The 24,373-nt window shown below is 42.1% G+C and carries 16 protein-coding genes and 1 pseudogene; 7 read left to right on the forward strand and 10 right to left on the reverse strand.

Annotation, left to right across the window (positions count from 1 at the left end):
• Positions 1-74: 74 nt before the first annotated feature.
• The 7 genes from NXV01_RS20195 to NXV01_RS20225 all read right to left on the reverse strand — a co-directional run bounded on the left by NXV01_RS20195 (position 75) and on the right by NXV01_RS20225 (position 11,625).
• Complete coding sequence (locus NXV01_RS20195; RefSeq protein ID WP_148367628.1) at positions 75-974, reverse strand: ChaN family lipoprotein; 900 nt, start codon at positions 972-974, stop codon at positions 75-77.
• On the reverse strand, positions 955-3,819 hold the full coding sequence (locus NXV01_RS20200) for a pitrilysin family protein (protein WP_148367627.1): 2,865 nt from the start codon (positions 3,817-3,819) through the stop codon (positions 955-957). Before NXV01_RS20200 ends, NXV01_RS20195 begins: the two co-directional genes overlap by 20 nt.
• Positions 3,806-5,002: a DUF4929 family protein gene (locus NXV01_RS20205; protein WP_148367626.1), complete on the reverse strand. Its 1,197-nt coding sequence runs from the start codon at positions 5,000-5,002 to the stop codon at positions 3,806-3,808. The genes NXV01_RS20200 and NXV01_RS20205 overlap by 14 nt, the downstream gene beginning before the upstream one ends.
• A 28-nt stretch (positions 5,003-5,030) precedes the next feature.
• On the reverse strand, positions 5,031-6,476 hold the full coding sequence (locus tag NXV01_RS20210) for a RagB/SusD family nutrient uptake outer membrane protein (RefSeq protein WP_195649951.1): 1,446 nt from the start codon (positions 6,474-6,476) through the stop codon (positions 5,031-5,033).
• A 12-nt stretch (positions 6,477-6,488) separates the two neighbouring features.
• Positions 6,489-9,554, reverse strand: a complete 3,066-nt coding sequence (locus tag NXV01_RS20215; RefSeq protein WP_148367624.1) for a SusC/RagA family TonB-linked outer membrane protein — start codon at positions 9,552-9,554, stop codon at positions 6,489-6,491.
• Between the two features lie 100 nt (positions 9,555-9,654).
• Positions 9,655-10,554: a cation diffusion facilitator family transporter gene (locus tag NXV01_RS20220; protein WP_148367623.1), complete on the reverse strand. Its 900-nt coding sequence runs from the start codon at positions 10,552-10,554 to the stop codon at positions 9,655-9,657.
• A gap of 189 nt (positions 10,555-10,743) precedes the next feature.
• Complete coding sequence (locus NXV01_RS20225; RefSeq protein WP_148367622.1) at positions 10,744-11,625, reverse strand: hypothetical protein; 882 nt, start codon at positions 11,623-11,625, stop codon at positions 10,744-10,746.
• Between the two features lie 197 nt (positions 11,626-11,822).
• Here NXV01_RS20225 and NXV01_RS20230 point away from each other — a divergent pair, with 197 nt between their 5' ends.
• The 7 genes from NXV01_RS20230 to NXV01_RS20260 are packed head-to-tail and all read left to right on the forward strand — an operon-like array spanning position 11,823 to position 21,610.
• Complete coding sequence (locus tag NXV01_RS20230) at positions 11,823-12,719, forward strand: calycin-like domain-containing protein (RefSeq protein ID WP_229128657.1); 897 nt, start codon at positions 11,823-11,825, stop codon at positions 12,717-12,719.
• A gap of 15 nt (positions 12,720-12,734) precedes the next feature.
• On the forward strand, positions 12,735-13,418 hold the full coding sequence (locus NXV01_RS20235) for an HmuY family protein (RefSeq protein ID WP_148367620.1): 684 nt from the start codon (positions 12,735-12,737) through the stop codon (positions 13,416-13,418).
• Complete coding sequence (locus tag NXV01_RS20240) at positions 13,415-15,562, forward strand: TonB-dependent receptor (protein WP_259023135.1); 2,148 nt, start codon at positions 13,415-13,417, stop codon at positions 15,560-15,562. Before NXV01_RS20235 ends, NXV01_RS20240 begins: the two co-directional genes overlap by 4 nt.
• Before the next feature lie 38 nt (positions 15,563-15,600).
• Entirely contained in the window at positions 15,601-19,947 is a 4,347-nt protein-coding gene (locus NXV01_RS20245) for a cobaltochelatase subunit CobN (RefSeq protein ID WP_259023136.1), read from the forward strand.
• A gap of 6 nt (positions 19,948-19,953) precedes the next feature.
• Positions 19,954-20,667, forward strand: coding sequence for a hypothetical protein (locus NXV01_RS20250; RefSeq protein ID WP_195649948.1), 714 nt, complete (start codon positions 19,954-19,956; stop codon positions 20,665-20,667).
• Between the two features lie 9 nt (positions 20,668-20,676).
• A complete protein-coding gene (locus NXV01_RS20255; RefSeq protein ID WP_148367616.1) occupies positions 20,677-21,285 on the forward strand; it encodes a MotA/TolQ/ExbB proton channel family protein in 609 nt (202 codons plus the stop codon).
• Positions 21,272-21,610, forward strand: coding sequence for a DUF2149 domain-containing protein (locus tag NXV01_RS20260; protein ID WP_004300151.1), 339 nt, complete (start codon positions 21,272-21,274; stop codon positions 21,608-21,610). Before NXV01_RS20255 ends, NXV01_RS20260 begins: the two co-directional genes overlap by 14 nt.
• A gap of 578 nt (positions 21,611-22,188) precedes the next feature.
• On the opposite strand, the gene NXV01_RS20265 is transcribed toward NXV01_RS20260, so the two are convergent.
• The 3 genes and pseudogenes from NXV01_RS20265 to NXV01_RS20275 form a co-directional block, all read right to left on the reverse strand.
• The gene (locus tag NXV01_RS20265) at positions 22,189-22,857 is read right to left on the reverse strand and encodes a bifunctional 4-hydroxy-2-oxoglutarate aldolase/2-dehydro-3-deoxy-phosphogluconate aldolase (RefSeq protein ID WP_004300153.1); all 669 of its coding nucleotides are present in this window, start codon (positions 22,855-22,857) and stop codon (positions 22,189-22,191) included.
• A 49-nt stretch (positions 22,858-22,906) separates the two neighbouring features.
• Positions 22,907-23,269, reverse strand: coding sequence for a four helix bundle protein (locus tag NXV01_RS20270; protein WP_148367614.1), 363 nt, complete (start codon positions 23,267-23,269; stop codon positions 22,907-22,909).
• 51 nt (positions 23,270-23,320) lie between these two features.
• Positions 23,321-24,347 (reverse strand): annotated as a pseudogene (locus NXV01_RS20275) (PfkB family carbohydrate kinase).
• Between the last annotated feature and the right edge of the window lie 26 nt (positions 24,348-24,373).

Raw genomic sequence — 24,373 nt, forward strand, 5'->3', positions numbered from 1 at the left:
GTACAAAAAAGTCTCCAGACGCACAGCATCATGGAGACTTTTATGAGTTTTACTAACCTGATTCTTTTACTTTCTTAATAACTGGTTACCATATCTTCCGAGACACAGATATAGAAATCCGCACGACCTTTATTTTCTTCATCCAGTTTATCCGTGTTTTCCTGACGTACGGAAGTAACCGTCACAACGCTTGTCCCGGGACGATATTGAAGCAGATAGGGAATAATCCCACCTTTCCAGTCGGAATGATAGCTTCCATTAATATGCAGAAATTTGTCTTTCATATTGTGAGCTATAAACCACCCCATTGTAGCATCCTTTACAGCCTGTGCCTGTGCCAACTTATAATTATCTCCGGATTTTTGTCCTCCCATCATATTCATCATGCTAAAAGCTGCCTCACTCTCCTTTTCATCATAATTGAAAGAAATGGGCAAAGGGGCAATGTATCTTTTAGCCTCATCTGACAGTGAATCCAGCACTTCAAGTCCCCCGTTTTTCACTGCATTGGCATAACGGCGGGGTACATTAGTGGCAATAAACGGAATTTTATTCTCTTTAGCAAAATAGACTACCGGAGAATAATCCGTACTATAATTAGGCCACAAACGAGCCTCTTCTTCAAAACGATCGTAAGAAATTTTACGCTGCAAATATTCATTCAGGATCAGTTGGTTATCGCTCTCCATCATTTCTTCTCCCAACATCAGTTTGTCCTTATGAATATGGTAAAGGGAACGGGTTATTTCAAACTCCAGCCAGTGAGTGATAGGACAATTATGCATCTCTCCTAAGAAAACGACATCATACTTCTCCAGTTGCTTTATCAACTGGCTGTAAGTAATTGCTTTCCCCGCATTATCATATAACACGTAGGCAGGCTTGTCCACTCCTACCTGTGCACAGGTTACCATTTGCAGGCAAAAACACCCCCAAATTATAACTAATAAACGCTTAATCATTTGTTGTTTCATTCTTTAATTTATTATTACTCAAATATAATAGCACATAATTATCCAAGTCAATCCATTCTTTGAAAGCTTTACGCAACTCAACCGGAGTTATCTCATCAAGACATTGTTCGTATTGTTCAAAATCAGCTAATGATTCCCCATTTTTAAGTAATCCGACCAGCGTGGTACGCCATGCCGCCGGTGATTTTTCATTCAATGCTTCACGTTTTGCCAAGAGGAAAGAGCGCTTGATGGTTTGTAATTCCTGTATATCTACTTCTTCTTCCTTCAGCCTCTGAAGAATTTCTTTCAACAAACGGTCTATCTGCCCCATATTCCGGTTATCGGCAGAAGCATTTATGTCAAAGTAGAATGTACCCCACGGGATTCCCTCATAAAACAATGAAATATAAGGAGAATAGACCAATGACTCCCGCTCACGCAAGACTGAAATCAGGCGGTTACGAATTACATCTCGCATCAATTTCAACATGAGTGTGTTCTTTTGGCAAGGCTGGTAATGACCGTAAAGTAAATAATCAAACAAGGTCTGTGTCTCGTTATCATTAGGAAATCCCTCTATAAGGGTTTTATCCGGTAGTTCAAAACTAGGATAAGAGTATTGCACCGTATTTCCTGAAACCGGAATTCTTCCGAATACAGACACAAACTGGCGCATGAGCGAATCCGGATTGAAACTACCACATACAACATACGTAGTTCCTTCGGGACGTGTATACAATTTCTTATAAAATCCGGCTATGGAATCGAGGTTCAACCGTTCTGCAAAAGAGCGAATAGATGGACGCATAATAGATGCTCCCATCAATTCATTGATGCGGGCAGACAACTGACGCCCTGAATCCCTTTTCAGCATTTTCTCCAACATGGTTTCTTTCCCTTCATTCTGCATCAATCCCTGACGTATCTCTTCAAAATCTTCGTATTTCAGTTCAGGATCAAAAATCTTCTCATAAATCAAGTTGAAGAATTCCGGCGCATTAGCAGTGGAAGACATTCCCATAAAACCATGCCAATGATTTTCCATGGCTACAGTGATTGACATTTCTTTCTGAAAAAGATATTCTGAAAGAATTTGACCATCTACTTTCGCAAGACCTCCCATATCGATATATCCTCCAACACCTTCTAACAAAGGATATTCTTCGTCGGACAAGGAAGAAGTGCCGAGGGGAGCGAAAGAAGTCAGATACAAGGTGCTGTCAGAATCCTGTGTGGGCTTCATTATTAAACGAATACCATTTTTCAGCTTTACTTCCCTAACCCCCATTTCATTATAGACATTGATATGAGCAATCATCGTAGCATCAAAAGGAGGACGGATAGCCAAACAAGCGGGTGTTTCTACCGGCACTTCCTCTTTTTCTTCCTGGCGAACATAAGTATAAGGTATACATTCTGCCCGTTCACCTTCTGCCCACGCTTCTGCTATTTCCTGTTTTGTCAATGGCATCCCCAACCCCGGATGAGAATTACAGGCAACAAGCATAGCTTGCTTCTGATAAGTAAGCCATTCTTTCAGCAGTAATTGCAAATCGTTATTTTGCACATGCAACATGGCTTCTTTCAATTGCTTCCGCTCCGCCGGGGCAGTCATATAACGATCACCTGATATTACATAATCAGTAAAATCATCACAGAAATAAATAGAAGAACGCGCATCGTCAGGATTGCCTTCAGCTAGCTGATTGCAGAATTGTGTACGGACATCTGCCAGTTCCTCCTTGTCCCATCCTTCACGAATCAAACAGTTTAATTCGGCTACGGCAATAGTTATAGTACTTAGTATTTCGCTCCTGTCGTTTCCCTCTACTGCCAATACCAAATGATTCTTATCGCTCAAATACCAGGAATCAGATAGATCCGCTTTGATGTGACGTCCCCGAAAACGTTGTGTTATTGCCCGAAGCAGTAGACGTCCGGTTTCTTTCTTGACAGCATCGTTTATAGTGCGTTCAACCACACAAGGATGAGGAATCATCAACTCCACTTTCGTATGGTTACGCAACGAATCTCTGACTTCCGATATTTGAATACCTTTTGCATACTCCAACGGATAAATGCGAAAATCTTTAGCCACACGTTTCTTTAATGAAGAGAAACCTGCTTTTATCTTAGCCTCTATCTCATTGGGAGAAATATCTCCCACTACCACTAATGTAGCCAGTGAAGGAGTATACCATTTATTATAATATTCTTTGAGTACTTGAGGGGTCACTTTACGAATATCATCGGCAGTACCCAAAGGGATATGGTTTCCAAAAACACCCTGTCCAATCTTCAACTGATAGAATTCATCATTGAGATCATAACTTCTCAATTCCTCCAGAATGATTCCTTTCTCATTCTCCACTTTCTCCGGAAGAAAAGATATTCCGTCGAGCCAGTCACGTATAATCAACAACGAACTGTCAACAACAGCCTCCTGCCCATGATCTGTGGGGACAGCAAACATATAAATGGTACGATCGTAGCCTGTGAAAGCATTGATATCAATTCCGTATTTCACTCCCTTAGATTCCAGATAACTCACCAATGAACGTTTGGGAAAATGCCTGGTTCCACCAAATGCCATGTGTTCGAGGAAATGAGCACATCCTTTCTGATTCTCCGTTTCCTGAACAGAACCGACACGCATAATCAAACGGAACTCTACCCTTGAAGCAGGAACAGCGTTTTTCAATATTAAATAATGCAGTCCGTTAGGCAAATACCCCTCTACAGTTCCTTTTGGAAGAGAAATCGGAGCAGATTGCGCATACCCAGGTATATACACACACATAGCAGCTATTAAAATAGCTGCTATGGAAACATACTTATACAAGTTCTTATTATTTCTTCTCATAGGTCACTGTTACATGGGTATATCCACCGGCATTCATGTGGTCTATCAAAAATTTAAAGGTCATCTTTTTAGCAGTAAAATCAATACTACCGGTAGACTCTTCAAAATTTTCCGGATCTTCCCAACCATCTTCGTCAATACCTGTATTGCACAAATAATAATCGGGTTCTGCCCTTCCCCCCTGTTCATAGATTTCTTGAGCAGTTGGATCTGTTTTCATCAATTCTTGTTGCCGGGTCCATGCACTAAAAGTATATGAGAACGGAACTGCTTTTATCGGATCACCATAAGAGTCTGTTCCTTCTCCTATATAGTCCACAGTGGCAGTAGAAGAAGTAATATCTTTAAGTTTTATACCGTTCAATGATGCGGAGAAGCTTTCATTGGTATCTTTATTCCAATTAATCTGTTCCATCAAGGTCTGTGATGCCGGTGACTCTGTCCAATACTCGGAGTCTTCGACCGTTTCGGCACGAAATACCCAATATAGATATTCGGTTAATCCCATCGGGTTGTCCACCATTTTCAACACAGGCATTTCAGCCGTAGCCTCCTCACTCAAAGTAATAATTGTTTTCCCGTCGTATTCTTTTGTGAACGCTTGAACAAAAGGAGTTAAATATCCATCTGCAGGACTATTTACCACTGTGTGACAAGAAACGATTCCCAGCCAGTCTGTCAAATCAATGTTATATTTAGTTTTATAGCCTTCAATCAATGCCAATTGTTCCTCGGAAAGTTCCGGTATTTGCGGATCGGGTTTCACACGCACACTTAACACTGCATTCAAAGCCATATTCTCTACAGGAATAGTAGAAATGCCAATCTGAAAATAAGTATCTACAGCCAACAGATTTTTCTGATTGGATACAACTTGAAAAGTCGCTTTCTTCTGACCGGCCTGAATAGTCACCGGATTATTTACCAGTTTTAAAATACCGGCTTCGTCATCCAATACCTCAAAATTAAGTGTAACATCCTGCTCACAAGCTGTAGTAAGATCGACATTTACCGTCAGGGGAGTTGCTTCCGCTTCTTCAATCACCGGATTTTCTGCAGATAAATAAATCTTATTAACGCCTGTATACCCAGTATCTTCTTTATCATCTCCACACGATGTGACAAGAGACAACAGGAACATTCCCATTGTATAAACAAACAGTTTCTTCATTTCTTTTTTCATTTTATTGATTCGTTTATAATTAAAATTATCAGTTCTCTATTTTTGTCCAACCTTCATTCTGTGATACATTCTCATTATACAGATATTCTCCTCTCGGAATGGGGAAAGTCCAACGGTAATCATCCGCCTGAACACGTTTGTCTGTTGCCATCGTACCGGAAGTATTCCAATCGGACAGTACTCCCTTACGACATCGCTTCAAATCAAAATAGCGTTCCCCCTCTCCTACAAACTCTTTCCATTTTTCTTGAAAGATAGCCTTTAGAAGAGGCTCGCCGGACAACTGCGTATCCAACAAAGTGGCATTACGCTGTTCCAAATACCGGTTCATCACCCCGACAGCTTGTCCATCGTGCCCCTTTCCGTCACGACAGTATGCTTCCGCCAGAATAAAACAGGCACCAGCCACACGATATTTATTGATATATTGCGGCTCTATCTTCTCCCAGTTCATTTTATTATATTTACCCAAACAATTCTCCATCGTCGTGTTGCCCAATGCATCATCCGTCATTTCTTTGGTAAATACAGATGCTCCCGAACGAATATCTCCATCAGCATACAAGGTTATCAGGGAACTATTCACTGTCATGTAATCCCCTTTATGTGTATCATAATTTATACCGGTATAATAGCTGCTGTTTGTAAACAAAGAAAACACCCGTTCTGCACAGGACGAATTGCTCCACAATGTAGCATACACCGTTTCACCAAGCACATCATAGCCGCCTTTTTCATCAATCACCTTTTGTGCATACTCTGCCGCCTGCTCATAATTATGAGCATACAGTTCCAATTCCGCCCACATATAATAACCGCTATACTGTGAAAACCAATAAACATCCGAAGGATTGTTCTCCACCGTCAAGGCCTCCTTGAGCAACTCACGAATGGCAGTCACACATTCCTCAATGCTCGACCGATACAGAAATTCCAATTCCAGCTGATCCTTCAATATGATTCCATCCTTTTCCGGCCCGTCTTCATAATCCGGTGCAAAAAGCCGGAGAAGATTGAAGTAGCAATAAGCTTTCAACAATTTCGCTTCGCTCACCACTGCTTGCAGTTCTTTCGTCTCTTCAGTTGTAGATACCGATATGCCATCTACACGTTCCAACACTGCATTCGCTATAGCTACCGCCGCATAATAGTCAGACCAGATGGAAACGGCGAGATCTTCTATGGGTTGCGTCTGCCATTTATAAAGATTATTCAAACTCGCATCCCGGGAAATCCAGGAAGTTGTTTCAAAATCATCGCCTAATACCGATAAGTCAAATTCCGGACTTGGCAACTGCTTGTAAGCAGTAGCCAACAACTCACGGGCAGTATTCGGCGTTGTTATGGCATCCGGATCCGAAAACTGATTTTCATACGGAATATTCAATGAGCAGGCAGTGAAACAAAGTGTCAGGAAAAGACTGCCTATCACAGTTTTGATCCGACTTTTATTTATCATTTTTACAATCATCATATCCATCCATGTTTAGAAAGTCAAACTCAAATTAATGGTTAACACTGGCTGCATCGTACCCGCCAACGAACCTGTTTCCGGATCAGATTCCTTATAAGGAGTAATCATAAACAGATTGGATGCCTGGAAAGCAACGTTGGCATATTTAATGAAATTACAGTTCTTCTCCAGAAATGTGTGCGGAACACGATAACGCAATGACACCATTGACAGTTTCAGATAATCACTCTTTCCAACAGTTTCCGTATTCGGATAATCCAGTGAGGCGATAGCCGAAGAACTGTAAAAAGGAGAATGGTACGTCTTTCCTTCATCTCCTTTCTCAAACCACATATTCTGCAATTGCCCTTTTATGGCATTTTTATTAGCGTCATCGGAAGAGCGGACGTATGAATAACTATAAGATTTAACTCCGCCAAATACATAATAGAAATCCATATCCAAATCAAAATCACGATAAGAAAAACTTAAATTGAATATACCACTGTAAGGAGGGGTCGCATGACCCAAAGCTACAATGTTCTCTTTCGACGGATTTTCCGTGGCTGGTATTTCGCGCCCGTCTGCTCCCTGAAATACGGGAAGGCCTGTAATCGGGTTAATCCCCAACGACTTCAATCCATAAATCATATCATACGATTTTCCTATCTCATAATCAGGAATAATAGCTTCTTCACTTGCATATAAGCGATCGGCATAATATAAATCGACTACCTTATTACGATTGTACGCCAGTGATCCGCGTAGCGAAAGACGCCAATCAGAAGTATCAAGTACTTTCAGGGAAGCGCTCAATTCGTAGCCTTCATTGCGCAGCACGCCAATATTGCGTTTCATCGTGCTGAATCCATTAGACAACGGAACCGGAACATCAAGCAAAGCATCGCTTGTCTCACGCCGGTAAATGTTGGCGTCCAAAGTCAGACGTTTGAATAGTTCAACCGACAAACTAATATCCGTAGATGCTGTCTGCTCCGCTTTCAGATCGGTATTATAAAGTGCGAGTAACTGCAGGAGACGTGCATTTCCATAATAATCAGTCGAATAAGAAAAAGTACCAATCGTTGATGAAGCAGACACTCCCGCCAAATTAGCCATTCGCCCGTAAGAAGCCTTCAAGTTCAAGCGGGAGATTACATTATTATCTTTCAGAAAAGGATACTGGCTGATCGTCCATCCCAAACCGATAGCCCATGCGGCATTCCAACGTTTGGATTCAGGAAGGATAGAAGAAGCGTCCGCTTTGTAGGTCGCGAAAAGATCGTAAGTATTATCAAAACTATATCCCATCACCAGCCCCACTCCCAGTTGGGCAGTCTTTTCCTTATAAGAACCGACCACAGGTTTTCTATTACCGGAAATAGACTGGTTGATAGCGGATGGTGACATTTGCGTACCCACTCCATATCCTGTAATAGAAACATTATCCGCATCCGTCATATAATAATCCATATTCCCGCCAATAGTAAAATCATGTTTCTCCGCAAATATCTTGTTATAAGTGATGCGGACATTCGATGAAACATTCGTTGTCACGTTTTTCTCTTTGGAGAGCTTTCCACGCTCTGCTTCATCCACCCCGCTGTTTCGTTCGCTGATAGAAGTAGAAGGCACCAGCGTCATGCCTTCATTCAAAAGCATATCAATACCTGCTACAGCATCGATACTCAATCCTTTCAGAGGTTCCAAATTCAAACTCCCACTTACTCCACCGCGTTTGTCTGTCGATTTACTGTTGTACTGACTTAACAAATCATTATAAGTGTAATCTGAAGTTTCATTAGAAAAAGAAACTAATTTTCCCGTCTTTGTTTCATAAGGATTGAGTTGATAGATCAAATCGGTAGGAGAATATGAACTTCCATTCGGCGTATCTGTTTCAGAATATCCCGCATTGGCACTTAATGACAAATATCCCACCCTACCCAGTTGCTGGTCAAGACTCATAGTGGCAGTAAAACGATGTGTATCATTCCCCGGCACACGTCCTCCTTGCTGGGCATAATTGGCAGATACATAATAAGACGTTTTTTCCGATCCGCCTCTGACACTCAGATTATGACGTTGATAGGTATTTAAATGAATCAGTTCGTCGAACCAGTCAGTATGAATGGTGCGCAAAGAATCGAGTATTCCCTGCCCTTCGGCTATCATTTGGTTCAAATTCGGATCATTGGCGAAATACTTCCTATAGTAATCCTCACTGTACCGATAACCGGGAGTAGAACGATTTTGTAATCGGCGCTCCAGTTCCAGTTTCTCGTCCGTATCCATCATCTCGACTCCCCTGCGTCCACGAGTAGTAATACCCATATTGAAACTGTAACTGGTAGTTGTACGTCCATCGGGATTCCCGCGCAAGGAAGTGATTTCTATTACTCCATTGGCGGCTTTGATACCATACAAGGCACATGCCACAGCATCTTTCAACACCTTTATTTCTTTAATGTCCGCCGGGTTAAGGGTCATAAAGGCATCGGATGAGATTACCTGTCCGTCCATTACATATAGTGGTTCATTCGCAGCATCCCCTTCGCGAAAAGACGAGTTTCCACGAATACGAATTTCCGGCTTCGAGCCCAAATCACCTGTATTGGTAACAATCAGTCCGGGAACACTTCCTTGCAATGCTAACGACATATCAATCATAGGTTTGCTATTCAGACGTCCCATATCTACATTCTGCACTACACCGGATTTTGCACGAATATCCAACTCATTGATATTCTGCCGTGCCACCACGACCACCTCATCCAATGATTTGGCATCCTGCTGCATAGCTGCATCCTGTATATTCTGTCCCGTATACTTTTCACGGACATCTTTCATTCCGATAAAGGAGAAGATAATCATGTCTCCTTTTTTCCATCTTCCACGCAACTGATAGCGTCCGTTAGCATCAGTCACCGTACCAAATTGAGTATTTCCAATACGAACCGTAGCGCCAGGAAGCGGTTCTCCCTGATGATCTGTGACCATACCGGTCAGCACAATGTCTTTTTGTTGGGCATAGGTAGCTTGAAAACTAATGGCAGAAATGAAAATAACTACAAAAAAAGAAATAATAAATGCTCTCATTTTAGCGTTTTGTTATAAACAATTATCCGGACCGCAAAATTAAATACTTAATGCGGCCCGGACAATCGCAACAAATTGCTATATTATTTCTTAGTAATACCTAATAACAGTTATTTTTAGTTTCACAAGAGATACTTTTATCTTCAAATTCGAGTGTCACATGATGAATATCCGCTTCTTCCAACTTATTTTTAATTGAACATTTTATCTCTTCCATTCTCTCTACGTCATCAATGACAACATGGGCTGTCAGGGCAGTTTCCGTTGTGCTCAATGCCCAGATATGTAGATGATGACAATTCTCCACACCGGGCTGTTCCATGATAAGTTGCTGTATCTTTTGAGCATCTATCCCCACCGGCACTCCATCCAATGACAACCGGAGGCTATCGTGAAGCAATCCCCAGGTAGAGACAATAATAATAACAGCAATGCCAAGTCCGATAATCGGGTCAATGATACTCCATCCCGTATACGTAATAATAATACCGGAAGCAACTACACCGACAGATACCAGTGTATCTGCTGCCATGTGCAAGTAGGCTCCTTTCACATTCAGGTCCTTATCTTTATCTTTCATGAAAAGCCATGCAGTAAGCGCATTGATGACCACTCCCACCCCAGCTGTCCATGCGATAGCGGAACCATCAACCGAAACCGGATGAAATAATTTGTCTATGCTCTCGGCAATAATAATGCCAACAGCAACCAACAGTATAACTGCATTTAATAAAGAAACAAGTATCGTACTCTTCTTATATCCATACGTGTAACGACTATTAGGGTGAACTTTCTCCAACCGGAAAGCTAACATGGCAAGCACCAGACTGGCTACATCACCCAAATTATGCCCGGCATCGGAAAGTAACCCCAAAGAATTATAATAAAATCCTACTCCGAATTCTACTATGACAAAAGTAATATTCAGAGCAATACCTATGATAAAAGCTTTATTGAGCGATGTCAAACGATGACTATGTTCGTGATGATGAGGTTCCATTATATATATTGTTATTATATCTAATTATATAAAAAACATCTTATCAGGAGATTAGTTCATCCCTTTCCGCTTTTGGCAGTATTAACGGCTGGCAAGTTTTTCCAGAAATTTGTTCCGGTCTACCATATAACGTATATGTATTCCTTCTCCGAGCAATCGTTTTTCTAACATAATTTCTGATTCTATATTTTAGTTATGACTATTCTTCTTTTTAGCAGACTGGTAGAACAGAAATGCCAACAGAACAAAGAAAGCCAAAAGTATCGTAATCATCTCTGTCGTATATGCCATTGGTTCTACCCATATTTCATGAAAGATATTCCAGCGTCCCAATACTTCTACAAAAGTCCAGAACACTACTACCGTAGCAATAGAAAAGCGCATGGCATATCCCCATTGAGTGATTTTCAACAGGCGTTTAAACATAAAAAACGAACCTGCCAGACAGCCGAAAGCAACTATAGCAGTAACAGGACTATGCTCGCCGACAAAATTCTCATCATAACAGAAGAGTAGCACGAGATAGCTCGTCCACATGATGAGATTTAACTCCATAAAAGTAACAATCGAGGTATGACGTGTCATCGGCCGTACTACAATCGTGGTGGTACTCTTACGGAAAAAGACTTTTTGAAGATAGGTAAAGAAGTCGCATCCGCTTTTTATACTGAAAATGTAAATCAGCATAAACATCACCCAAAAGCCGAAGGAGGAAGGCATAATTAAATATTCCGGTTTTGTCACGACTTCACCGGCAGCGTTCAGCAATGGTTGCACTTCATAACGATGTGCATAATATACGTAGATAAACTCTATCCATCCGGTCCAGAAGAGTAGTCCTCCGAATAATCCCCATAACGTCTGTCGTGTATCTCCTTTTGCAAACACTCCAATAATCACCATCACCAGACCTGCTGCTCCCATCGTGAAAGCCGCATAGTGAAGAGCTGTGGATGAGAGCACATGCTCCATAAAAATCATTAATGCATGCCCCAACGGCATAGTAAACAATACAATCAGGAAAGAAGTAATCCCTGTCAATACACTTTTTCTACTGTAACCACCTTTCATTTTCTTCTTATTTTGAGTTTTTAATCATCAATTTAGTAAAAGACTGCAAAAATAACGAGTTAAACCACTCCTCCCAATACCTACTTATAATTAAAGCCCTTTCATTTTTTCATTTCTTTTAGGTATTTCCCCTGTATATATATCCCTGTAACTTTGCAGCTGGAAATTTAATTAATCATTATCTATCAAAATTAAGTATGAAAATCTTAAACTTTTGGATGGTTGCCCTTATGGCACTATCTCTTTCTTCTACTTTCGTTTCTTGTAGCGACAACGACGACGATGAATCTAATCTTGCCAAAGAAATAGCAGGAGCTTATAAAGGTTATTCAGTCGGCGCATGCAATATGTTCTCTGATTATTTGTTGGGGGATGAATCCACTGCAACAATCACTGCCAACGAAGATGGTACCATCAATTTGGTATATAAATCCGGATCCGGAGATTTCACTCTGAATAATTTAAAACTTTCTTCTAATAAATCTTTCAGCGGTTCCGGTGAAGTTGCCATGTCTATGGGCGGCAGCACAGGCGGTAGCTACGACTACACATTAGAAGGTAGTGTAGATGGTTCTAAAGTGTTAAGTTTGAAAGCCAATGTTGATATTCCTGTACCTATGGGAAAAATGGAGATTGATTTCATACAAGGAGAAACTCCTGTTGGTTATTATATAAAAGATACTTATAAATACCAAACTAATTTATCTCTTTCAGTCACTATTCCAGGAGGAAATACCACTGAATCTACTGAGGATTGCAAAGTTATCATCGAAAACCCAACAGGCAGTACAGTAGATGTTACAATTAGCGGCTTCAATAACACAAGTGGTTCTATGAATTATTTTGAAAAGTTCACCGTAAAGGGAGTAAATGTTACTAAAGCAAACGACGGTAGTTACTCACTCAATATCGATAGCTTTGAAGCAGACACCCAAAAGACTACAGGAGAAATTCTGGCAATCACCGGTACGAGTTTAAGTGGTACTGTTAAGTCAGACGGAACAACTACTATTACTGTAGTTTTTAAACCGGGAAGTATGCCATGGGACATTACAGCAGATTTTACTGGAAGCAATACTAACAGCGCACAATAAACGATTAAATAAGCAATGAAAAGAAGCAGGAACGCTATTTTCAAATATACTATAGTACTGGGAGCGGCAATGTCGCTCTCTGCTTGTAATGGAATATTTGAAAATATTTATGATGCCCCCATCGAAACGGAGATGGAAATCAAGGAGAATAGCTTTTCACAAGTCAAGACTGTTGAATATACAGAATGGGCCTACATTAACCTTTCGGAGCGTACGGTTAGCACCGTTAAAATCGGAGAGGAATATGAGAGTCAAATTCCTGAAAAATGGGATTTCGCTATTCATCGTTATGATATAAAAACCAACGAGGGTGCTGCCTACAAAACAACTTACACAAGTATCGACGAGTTTAAAGCAACAGGTAAACTGCCTAAAGCGGAAGATTTTGTAGAAGATGAATGGACAACCGATAAAATAGCCATTGACATGTCGGGCATGATGGACGGAAACATTATCTACACAGAGTCTTACCGTAATGCTGTTCTTTCCGGCTGGCTGGACGTTAATACCGCAACGATGCCTCCGGTATACACCATGTCAAACCAAGTTTTTTTGATACGTTTGAAAGACAATACATACGCAGCAATCCGTTTTACCAACTACATGAATGCCAGAGGTATAAAAGGATATATTGACTTCGATTTCCAGTATCCGCTTGAGTTCGAGGACAACAACAATGAAACCAATCAACAAGAATGAAACCTACATTTATAATATCATTATTGCTTTTTTCATTTATAGCAACTTGCACCACATTAGCACAACACTCAACTTATCACATCAGCGGACGTGTTACTGATACAGAAGGGGAACCTCTCCCCGGTGCAACGATTTCCATCAAAGGTAAAGGAACCGGAACCGTCACATCCGTCGACGGAACATATACATTACAACTCCCCGGAACCGGTACATACCTCATCACCGCCTCGTATGTAGGCTATCAACCACAAGAAAAAAGACTGACTGTAGGGAAAGAGAAAAGACTAAGTTTCCGTTTGTCGGAAGATCAGTTTGACCTGGGAACAGTGGTTGTCACAGGTACACGTACTCCCAAATTACTGAAAGATGCTCCTATCATCACTCGTGTAATCACAGCAGACGATATTAAGAAGGTAGATGCAACCAACGTAGGCCAATTATTACAATCAGAACTGCCGGGCATTGAGTTTTCCTATTCAATGGATCAGCAGGTTTCTATCAATATGCAGGGATTCGGAGGAAACTCTGTACTCTTTCTGGTAGATGGTGAACGTCTGGCAGGGGAAACTTTAAACAACGTCGACTACAACCGATTGAACCTCGATAACGTGGAACGGGTAGAGATTGTAAAAGGGGCTGCCTCTACTCTCTATGGTTCCAGTGCAGTAGGTGGCGTAATCAACATCATCACCCGTGATTCCGAGGACCCATGGAATTTAAACATAAACAGCCGCTTCGGTGAACATAACGACCAACGATATGGCGGAACTTTCAGTTTCAAAGCCGGTAAATTCAACAGCCAGACGAATGTGCAACACACAATGTCCGATTCTTACGACGTACCGGAAGGAGATGTGACAACCATCTTCGGAAACCGCACATGGAATGTGAAAGAACGTCTTGTTTACAGACCGATTGAACAGTTGAAACTGACTGCACGCGGAGGTTATTATTTCCGCGAACGGGATAAGACCGGAGACAGCAAAGACCGTTATCGTGATTTCAGCGGAGGTCTGAAAGCCAACTATGATTTCAACATCATGAGTAATCTGGAAGTTGCCTATACATTCGACCAATATGATAAAAGTGATTATCTGACCTCATACAAATACGATGTCCGCGATTACAGCAATGTGCAACATAGCGTACGCGCACTCTACAATTACACCTTCAACGATAAAAACATTCTGACCGTAGGAGGAGATTATATGCGTGACTATCTATTGTCTTATCAATTCACCAACAATGGAAGTTATACCATGCACTCGGCAGATGCATTCGGACAGTTCGACTGGAACCCGACCGAACATTTCAACGTAATCAGCGGGGTACGTTTCGACTATTTCTCACAATCTAACGTGCGTCATATATCTCCGCACATCGGATTGATGTACAAAATAGCCAACTGCTCCCTCCGTGGTTCATACTCACAGGGATTCCGCTCTCCTACCCTCAAAGAAATGTATATGAACTTCGACATGGCAAATGCCATGATGATTTATGGTAATCCCGACCTGAAATCGGAAACGAGCCATAACTTCTCGCTCTCGGCGGAATATACCAAGAACCGTTACAATTTTACCGTTTCGGGATATTACAACCTTGTCAATGACCGGATCGACCTGACTTCATTCCGCGACACTGACGGAAGATGGGCACAGCTATATATCAATACAGAGAAAGTAGACATCGCCGGTGTAGATATCAACGCCTCCGCCAAATATCCTTGTGGTCTGGGAATACGTGTTTCTTACGGATACCTCCACGAGTTTATGCGCGACGGACAAATGAAATTCTCCAGTACCCGCCCACATTCAGCGACCGCACGTATCGAATACGGCAAATCATGGGATAATTATCAATTCAATCTTTCCCTGAACGGACGTGCGTTATCCAAAGTAGAAACCAATAAATATGTGGGCAATAATCCGGATGAAGGGACTACCGGAGTGACTTATCCGGGATATACGATGTGGAACCTGACGCTGACACAAGGGATCTGGAAAGGAGTCAGCCTGAATATGGCCGTCAACAACATATTTAATTATGTTCCGAGCTATTATGACGCAAACTCTCCTTATACCCGGGGAACTAACTTCTCCATCGGACTTGCATTAGACGTAGACAGGTTCTTCAAAAAATAAAAAAGATAAAACTACATACAAAGCTAAAAATAAGAGAAATGAAAAAGAAAAGTAAAATCATCTTAGGTGTATGCATCGTTGCTGCAGCTCTGATAGGGATATCCGTATGGAATACCTGGTTCAGTCCTACAAAGATTGCTTTCATCAACTTCCAGACCATACAGCAGGGAAGTATATCGAAAGCCAACGACAATTCATCCATCAAACTCAGTGAAGTATCGCTCGACAACCTCGACCGCCTGACCGGTTACGACATGGTATTCATCAACGGAATGGGTCTGCGTATCGTCGAGGAACAACGTCAACAGATACAACAGGCTGCCGACAAAGGTATTCCTGTATATACTTCCATGGCTACCAACCCGGCCAATAACATTTGTAATCTGGACAGTGTACAACAAAATCTGATACGAGGTTATCTGACCAACGGAGGAAAGACCAACTACCGGAATATGCTGAATTATATCCGTAAAGCTATTGACGGTAAAATCTCTTCCATACCGGAAGTGGAAGACCCGGCAGAAAGACCCAGCGACATGCTCTATCACGCCGGACTCACCAACCCGGATGATGAACTGGAGTTCCTCACCGTAGCAGATTATGAGAAATTCATGAAGGACAACCGTCTTTATAAAGAAGGGGCACGTAAAATCATGATAACCGGACAAATGGCTGATGCCACCGGACTTATTGAGGCTCTTGAAAAAGAAGGTTACAATGTTTATCCGGTTCAGTCAATGACGAAATTTATGTCGTTCATTGACGAAGTGCAGCCCGACGCAATCATCAACATGGCACACGGACGCATGGGAGACAAAATGGTGGATTATCTGAAAACTAAGAACATCCTCTTGTTTGCTCCGCTCACCATCAACAGTCTGGTAGATGAATGGGAAAAAGATCCGATGGGAATGGCAGGAGGATTTATGTCACAAAGTATCGTGACTCCGGAAATTGACGGTGCCATCCGTCCTTTCGCTCTCTTTGCACAATATGAGGATGAAGAAGGATTGCGCCATTCGTATGCAGTACCCGAACGCTTGAAAACTTTCGTATCCACAATCAACAATTATTTGAATCTGAATACTAAGCCGAACAGCGAGAAGAAGGTAGCTATCTACTATTATAAAGGTCCGGGGCAAAATGCATTGACCGCTGCCGGTATGGAGGTGGTTCCTTCCCTATACAATCTTCTAGTCCGCATGAAACAGGAAGGTTACAACATATCCGGCCTGCCTGCAAATGCAGAAGAACTGGGTAAAATGATACAGGCTCAAGGCTCTGTGTTCAACTCTTACGCAGAGGGAGCCTTTAATGACTTTATGCAAAAAGGGCATCCCGAACTTATCACCAAAGATCAATATGAAAGTTGGGTGAAAGAGTCACTCCGCCCTGAAAAATATCAGGAAGTGGTGGATGCTTTCGGCGAATTCCCCGGCAATTATATGGCGACCAACGACGGCAAACTGGGTATTGCCCGTCTGCAATTCGGGAATGTAGTCTTAATGCCACAAAATGCTGCCGGAAGCGGAGACAACTCCTTCCAAGTGATTCATGGCACTAATATGGCTCCTCCCCATACTTATATTGCTTCCTATCTATGGATGCAACATGGTTTCAAGGCTGACGCACTGATCCATTTCGGTACACACGGAAGTCTTGAATTTACTCCCAGAAAACAAGTGGCATTATGCAGCAATGACTGGCCGGATCGCCTGGTTGGAGCAGTTCCGCACTTCTATATCTACTCTATTGGTAATGTTGGTGAAGGAATGATGGCTAAACGCCGTTCGTATGCCACCATACAGTCATACCTCACTCCGCCTTTCCTTGAAAGCAGTGTACGCGGCATTTATCGGGAGCTGATGGAAAAAATCAAGATTTACAATAACTCTCACAAAGAGAATAAAGATCAGGAATCATTAGCTGTCAAAACGCTGACTGTGAAAATGGGAATTCACCGTGATTTAGGTTTGGATAGCATTGCTAACAAGCCATATACGGAAGATGAAATCGCCCGTGTAGAAAACTTCGCAGAAGAACTGGCTACCGAAAAAATCACCGGACAACTCTACACTATGGGAGTTCCTTATGAAACGGAACGGATCACTTCTTCCGTCTATGCAATGGCTACAGAACCTATCGCATACAGTCTGCTGGCTCTTGACAAGCAACGTGGTAAAGCGACAGATGCTGTTAGCAAGCATCGCAGCCTCTTTACACAACAGTACTTGACTCCTGCTCGCCATCTGGTAGAAAAGTTGCTCGCTAATCCTGCACTGGCCACAGATGAACTGATTTGTCGTACAGCCGGTATCACCGCACAGGAACTAGCCAAGGCTCGTCAAATAGAAGCAGACCGCAATGCTCCGAAAGGTATGATGGCAATGATGATGGCTGCATCGGCAAAGAGTGAACAATCCGATGAAAAGAAAGCTGGTAAAGGACATCCGGCATCTGTCTCTAAAGAGGGTTCTCCTCATGGTCAAATGCCCGAAAGCATGAAAGAGGCTATGAAGAAAATGGGCGCCAACATGGATCCTGAAAAAGCTATGAAAATGGCTAAGTCTATGGGAGCAAGTCCGGAAGCATTGAAGAAAATGGAAGCCGGAATGAAAGCTAATAAAGAAAAGCCCCAAGGTATGGCTGCCATGATGGCCGCTATGGGAAAAGCTCCGAAAGAATACAGTAAAGAAGAAATCGAACTGGCACTTGCCATCGCTGAAGTAGAACGTACAATCAAGAATGTAGGCAACTACAAGAACGCACTTCTGACAAGTCCCGAAGAAGAGTTAAGCAGTCTGATGAATGCATTGGAAGGTGGATACACCGCTCCTACTCCCGGAGGTGATCCGATTGCTAATCCGAATGCTTTACCAACCGGACGTAATATGTATGCTATCAATGCCGAAGCAACTCCTACAGAATCCGCTTGGGAAAAAGGTATCGCTTTAGCCAAACAAACGATTGATACTTACAAGCAACGTCACAATGATTCAATTCCACGTAAAGTGAGTTATACTCTCTGGTCTTCCGAATTTATAGAAACCGGTGGGGCTACTATTGCTCAAGTACTGTATATGCTGGGAGTAGAACCTGTTCGTGACGCATTCGGTCGTGTCAGTGATCTAAAACTGATTCCTTCAACCGAACTGGGACGTCCACGTATCGACGTAGTAGTCCAGACTTCCGGACAACTCCGTGATATCGCCGCTTCCCGCCTCTTCCTGATTAACCGTGCAGTAGAAATGGCTGCGGCAGCGAAAGACGACAAGTTTGAAAATCAGGTAGCCGCCAGTGTGGTAGAAGCTGAAAGAGTGTTGACCGAAAAGGGTGTCAGTCCGAAAGATGCACGCGAAATGGCTTCTTTCCGAGTATTCGGAGGTGCTAATGGCATGTATGGTACAGGAATTCAGGGAATGGTGGAATCCGGCGACCGTTGGGAAAGTGAATCGGAAATTGCAGATACTTACCTCAATAATATGGGAGCCTTCTACGGTGACGAAAAACACTGGGAAGTCTTTCAGAAATTTGCTTTTGAAGCAGCATTGAACAGTACTGATGTGGTCGTTCAGCCCCGCCAAAGCAACACTTGGGGAGCATTAAGCCTCGACCACGTATATGAATTTATGGGAGGTATGAATCTTGCCGTACGCAATGTTACCGGTAAAGACCCGGACGCTTATCTTAGCGACTACCGGAACCGTAACAACATGAAAATGCAGGAACTTAAAGAAGCAGTCGGTGTAGAAAGCCGCACAACGATTCTGAATCCTACCTATATCAAAGAGAAAATGAAAGGCGGTTCTTCTGCTGCAAGCGAGGTTGCCCAGACTGTAACGAATACGTATGGCTGGAATGTGATGAAACCTACTGCTATCGACAAGGAACTTTGGGATAACATATATGATGTATATGTCAAAGACGAATACAAACTGAATGTAAAAGACTTCTTTGAAAAACAGAATCCCGCAGCTTTACAGGAAGTGACCGCCGTGATGATGGAAACTGCCCGCAAAGGATATTGGAAAGCCTCTCCGGAGCAACTCTCCAATATTGCCAAGCTGCATACAGACCTTGTCAGACAGTTCGGTCCTTCGGGCAGCGGATTTACCGGAGACAATGCCAAATTACAGCAGTTCATCGCCTCTCAAGTAGATGCGCAAACCGCAGCCAACTACAACAAGGAACTGAAACAAATGAAACAAGCCACCTTGGACGGAGAAGCGACCAAAGGAGGCATGGTATTGAAGAAACAATCGAGCGATGCCGTACAAGGGGCACAGGAAGAGCAAAACTCTTTGAATGGAAGCCTTATCGCAGGTATTGTTCTGGTAGCATTTGTTGTCATGTTGCTAATACTTAAAAAGAAACGGAAAAAGTAATGTAATATGGAGTTAATCATTCACATATTAATGCTGTTTATCGTGATTAACTGCAGTTTCAAACTCAGTTTCTGGAAACTTTGGCAAACCGTAATATACAGCCTGATTGCCGGTCTTTTTGTGGCCGGCACCTGGCAGTATGCTATTCTCCAGTCAAAGACACAGATTGCTGATTATCTGCAGAACACGGAAGCATTGCAAAACATGGCTATTATCATAACGCTTGAGTCAGCACTCTGCTTCGGCTATTGCGTGGCTTTCCTGCGCGGACTTTATGGCAAGAAAAATGTATGGTGGGCGGAATTACTTCGCTGGTATCCCAGCTTGTTGCTTTTCCCCGTATTATTCTACTATCTCACAGAAGCTATCTTCCGGTTACCTGGCGTAGACTTTTCAGTGACAGCCTGGTCACTAGCAGGGACAGTGGTTATCGCCATCCCATTGTTAAGCCGGTTGATGAAGTATCTTGTACCCGAAGACGATCTCCGGTTGGAAGTTCATTTCCTTGTCAGCTTATTCATCTGCATCCTCGGACTACTGACCACTGTCAATGGGAAAACGACCTATGCTGCCACCGAAGAGGCGCTCAACTGGAAAGCTATTATCTTATCCATCGGTCTGTTCGTTGTCCTGTTTCTTATCGGATTTGCCTGGAACAAACTGAAATGGCCTTTATTACAACGTAGAGAATTAAAAAAAAGAAGTAAAATCAATCAATAAAAAATATATATGGAACTCATTTCTAAATTATTATTCTGGGTAGCAAACAGTTTACTTATACCCGATATCATTATTTTGCTGTGCCTGTTCGTTCGCTCACTGATTTTGATCGGAGGCACCTACAACATGTACATGACCAAACGTAAAAATGACAAAGCACTGGACCAACTCATTAAAGATGCACGGATAGACGATTTGAAAGCAGCTTTACCCGACAAAGACAATTCACTATATATGGGCTATCTCCGCGATCTGCTCTACCATCCGGCCAGTGCAGATTACTCTGACTTCCTGATAACAAAATTCGAGAATGAAGCAGAGAAAGATGTGTCTCTTTCTAAAATGATGGCTAAGATAGGTCCGGTTCTCGGATTGATAGGAACATTGATTTCCATGAGTCCGGCACTTGTGGGACTTTCTACAGGAGACATCTCCGGAATGGCATATAATATGCAGGTAGTATTTGCGACGACTGTTGTGGGTTTGGTTATTAGTGCTGTAGGATTGATATCCATGCAGTTCAAACAACGTTGGTATGCCAAAGATGTCAACAACCTCGATTATGTATCAAGAGTATTAAACGAAACAACCGGAGAGTCCAATAATGAAAAGAAATAGAAGAGTCAGCAAATTCCTCAAAGAAGAGGATACCGACCCGCTAAGTGTAGTAGTAAACCTGTTCGACGTGGCGATGGTATTTGCCGTAGCATTGATGGTAGCAATGGTAATGCATATGAATATGACGGAAGTTTTCGGACAGGAAGATTTCACCATCGTGAAGAACCCTGGTAAGGAAAATATGGAAATCATCTCCAAGGAAGGAAAGAAAATCAATACTTACAAGCCTTCCGGTCAGAAAGAGGAGGATTCAGGAAAAAGAGGAAGAAAAGTGGGGATAGCCTACGAACTGGATAACGGTGAGATTATTTATGTTCCGGAATAAGCATTAAAAAATACATTTCCCACCAATCAATAGTATCGGGCAGGACAATCCTATTCAGGCATTGTCTGCCCTTTATTTCTTTCATTTTACATTGATAACTATCAGAACAAAACATGGTTTCTTTATCAAACCCCGACAAAAGACATGCACATTATCGCAGAAATCTACTAATCATCTGCCTGTTATTAGGCATCGTCCTCTTTACTTTCTGCTTTTTGTTTTGCCAACACGACAGTCAGGATATGGACTGCGATTGCTTAAGATGCTTGTTAAGTGCTCCTCCCCAAGAGGGAGAGTATCTCTACAACCGTTATCTACCCCTCATCAGTGTTCTATGCTTCTTATTAATATTCCTGCCCATTTATATATTCGAACATCGACAGCATATAAAAAGGAAATAAAAAAACAAGCCACCGAAATGAGTCACTCATTCCGATGGCCTATCCCCTTTAAACACCTTTAAACAAAATGAAAATATGCCTCATATACTAACTAAACTAACTAACCCTCGAGGCATATTTTAAAGAGGCTGTCGCATCAACCTCTTTTTATCATAGATAAGCTTTCGCTCTCTAATCTTATTTACGAGCTTCAGCGATATAACCGAGAGCTTCTTCACATTTGGCAGTTACATAAGCCCAGTCTTCTGCTGCCACCTTATCTTTCGGGAACAGTTTAGAGCCCATACCTACACAGAATACACCGGCTTTGATCCATGCAGTCAGGTTTTCCTTAGTAGGTTCTACCCCACCTGTTACCATCAGCTTAGACCATGGCATCGGAGCCATCAAGCCTTTTACAAAGTTAGTTCCATAAACATCACCCGGGAATACTTTGCAAAGATCGCAACCGACTTCCTGTGCAAAACCAACTTCCGATACAGAACCGCATCCCGGAGTGTAAGCAACCGAACGACGGTTACATACCTTAGCTATTTCAGGGTTGAACAACGGACCTACTACGAAGTTAGCGCCCAGTTGCAAGTACATAGCAGCAGTAGCCGGATCAACGATAGAACCGATACCAATTGCCATTTCAGGACATTCTTTTGCTGCGAACTTAACGATTTCAGCAAATACTTCCTGTGCAAAGTCACCACGGTTTGTGAATTCGAAAGCACGAACACCACCGTCATAACAAGCCTTTACTACTTTCTTTGCAACTTCTGCGTCTTTGTGATAGAATACAGGAACCATTCCTGTAGAGCCGATCTTATTTAATACGGCTATTTTATCGAATTTTGCCATCTTATTATTTACTATTTTATTATTTACAATTTACTATTTGATACTTTTGCTATTTATCATTTATCCTACTTTTCATAGTAGTTATTGAACTAACAATTATTTTTAAAAGCTCCTCATTTTCTTTATATAGGTCAGCCATCAATTCTGGTTTAACCAATTGAACTTCCATTAATAATTCCAGCCAATATAAAGTCTCATCCAGTTCTTCTTCCACCATCTTCAATTTATTAAGAAAATCCTTATCTGACTTTCCCAAACACGCTGCCCTATAATTTGCAGCAGGAGATGTACCCGAACGAATAATCTGATTGCCGATAGCTCTACCGGCAGGAGTATTGGGCAATTTATCTACCAATCTAATAATACGTATTGCTAATACCTTCAGCCTATTTTTAAGTTCAACCGTTGTCATCAGGCAAAAGTATTAAATAGTAAATAGTAAATTGTCCAATAGTAAATATCCTTATCTCTGTACGCGACCGCTTGCGTCACCACCAGCCAATGCTTCTACTTCTTCTATAGAAACAAGGTTGAAGTCACCATTGATAGTATGTTTCAAAGCAGATGCAGCAACTGCAAATTCAAGGGCAGCACCCTGATTAGGTTTAGTCATCAAACCATGGATAATACCACCGGAGAAAGAGTCACCACCACCTACACGGTCGATAATCGGATCAATATCATAACGTTTTGAAGTATAGAACTCTTCACCGTTGTAGATCATAGCTTTCCAGCCGTTGTGAGTAGCAGAGAAAGATTCGCGCAAAGTAGAAACTACATATTTGAATCCGAATTCTTTCATCATTTGCTGGAAGATACCTTTGTAACCTTCAGCATCTGTATGACCAGCTTCAACGTCAGCATCCGGTTTGAAGCCCAGACAAAGTTCTGCATCTTCTTCGTTACCGATACATACGTCTACAAACTGCATCAACGGTTTCATGATAGACTGTGCTTTTTCTTTAGTCCACAGTTTCTTACGGAAATTCAAGTCAACAGAAACAGTTACACCGTGACGTTTTGCAGCTTCACAAGCCAGACGAGTCAACTCGGCAGCCTTGTCAGAAATAGCCGGAGTGATACCAGACCAGTGGAACCAGTCAGCACCTTCCATGATTGCATCAAAGTCGAAATCAGCAGCGTCAGCTTCCAGCAATAGCAGAGTGAGCACGGTCATAAATAACCTTGCTAGGACGCATAGAAGCACCTGTTTCCAAGTAGTAGATACCTACACGGTCGCCACCACGAGCAATAAAGTCTGTCTTTACGCCATATTTACGCAATGCGTTAACAGCAGACTGTCCGATTTCGTGTTTCGGTAATTTGGTTACGAAATAAGCGTCATGTCCGTAGTTGGCACAGCTTACTGCAACGTTAGCTTCACCACCACCATATACTACATCAAAAGAATCAGATTGAACAAAACGAGTATTACCCGGAGTTGATAATCTAAGCATGATTTCGCCTAATGTAACGACTTTCTTTCCCATAATCTTATGTTTTAAATTCTAAGTTA

The organism is Bacteroides sp. BFG-606, assembly GCF_024788145.1.
Taxonomy (GTDB): Bacteria; Bacteroidota; Bacteroidia; order Bacteroidales; family Bacteroidaceae; genus Bacteroides; species Bacteroides vicugnae.

Coding starts and splice junctions, on each gene's coding strand:
- NXV01_RS20195 (WP_148367628.1), bottom strand. CDS start 974: ATGAAACAACAAATGATTAAGCGTTTATTAGTTATAATTTGGGGGTGT.
- NXV01_RS20200 (WP_148367627.1), bottom strand. CDS start 3,819: ATGAGAAGAAATAATAAGAACTTGTATAAGTATGTTTCCATAGCAGCT.
- NXV01_RS20205 (WP_148367626.1), bottom strand. CDS start 5,002: ATGAAAAAAGAAATGAAGAAACTGTTTGTTTATACAATGGGAATGTTC.
- NXV01_RS20210 (WP_195649951.1), bottom strand. CDS start 6,476: ATGATGATTGTAAAAATGATAAATAAAAGTCGGATCAAAACTGTGATA.
- NXV01_RS20215 (WP_148367624.1), bottom strand. CDS start 9,554: ATGAGAGCATTTATTATTTCTTTTTTTGTAGTTATTTTCATTTCTGCC.
- NXV01_RS20220 (WP_148367623.1), bottom strand. CDS start 10,554: ATGGAACCTCATCATCACGAACATAGTCATCGTTTGACATCGCTCAAT.
- NXV01_RS20225 (WP_148367622.1), bottom strand. CDS start 11,625: ATGAAAGGTGGTTACAGTAGAAAAAGTGTATTGACAGGGATTACTTCT.
- NXV01_RS20230 (WP_229128657.1), top strand. CDS start 11,823: ATGAAAATCTTAAACTTTTGGATGGTTGCCCTTATGGCACTATCTCTT.
- NXV01_RS20235 (WP_148367620.1), top strand. CDS start 12,735: ATGAAAAGAAGCAGGAACGCTATTTTCAAATATACTATAGTACTGGGA.
- NXV01_RS20240 (WP_259023135.1), top strand. CDS start 13,415: ATGAAACCTACATTTATAATATCATTATTGCTTTTTTCATTTATAGCA.
- NXV01_RS20245 (WP_259023136.1), top strand. CDS start 15,601: ATGAAAAAGAAAAGTAAAATCATCTTAGGTGTATGCATCGTTGCTGCA.
- NXV01_RS20250 (WP_195649948.1), top strand. CDS start 19,954: ATGGAGTTAATCATTCACATATTAATGCTGTTTATCGTGATTAACTGC.
- NXV01_RS20255 (WP_148367616.1), top strand. CDS start 20,677: ATGGAACTCATTTCTAAATTATTATTCTGGGTAGCAAACAGTTTACTT.
- NXV01_RS20260 (WP_004300151.1), top strand. CDS start 21,272: ATGAAAAGAAATAGAAGAGTCAGCAAATTCCTCAAAGAAGAGGATACC.
- NXV01_RS20265 (WP_004300153.1), bottom strand. CDS start 22,857: ATGGCAAAATTCGATAAAATAGCCGTATTAAATAAGATCGGCTCTACA.
- NXV01_RS20270 (WP_148367614.1), bottom strand. CDS start 23,269: ATGACAACGGTTGAACTTAAAAATAGGCTGAAGGTATTAGCAATACGT.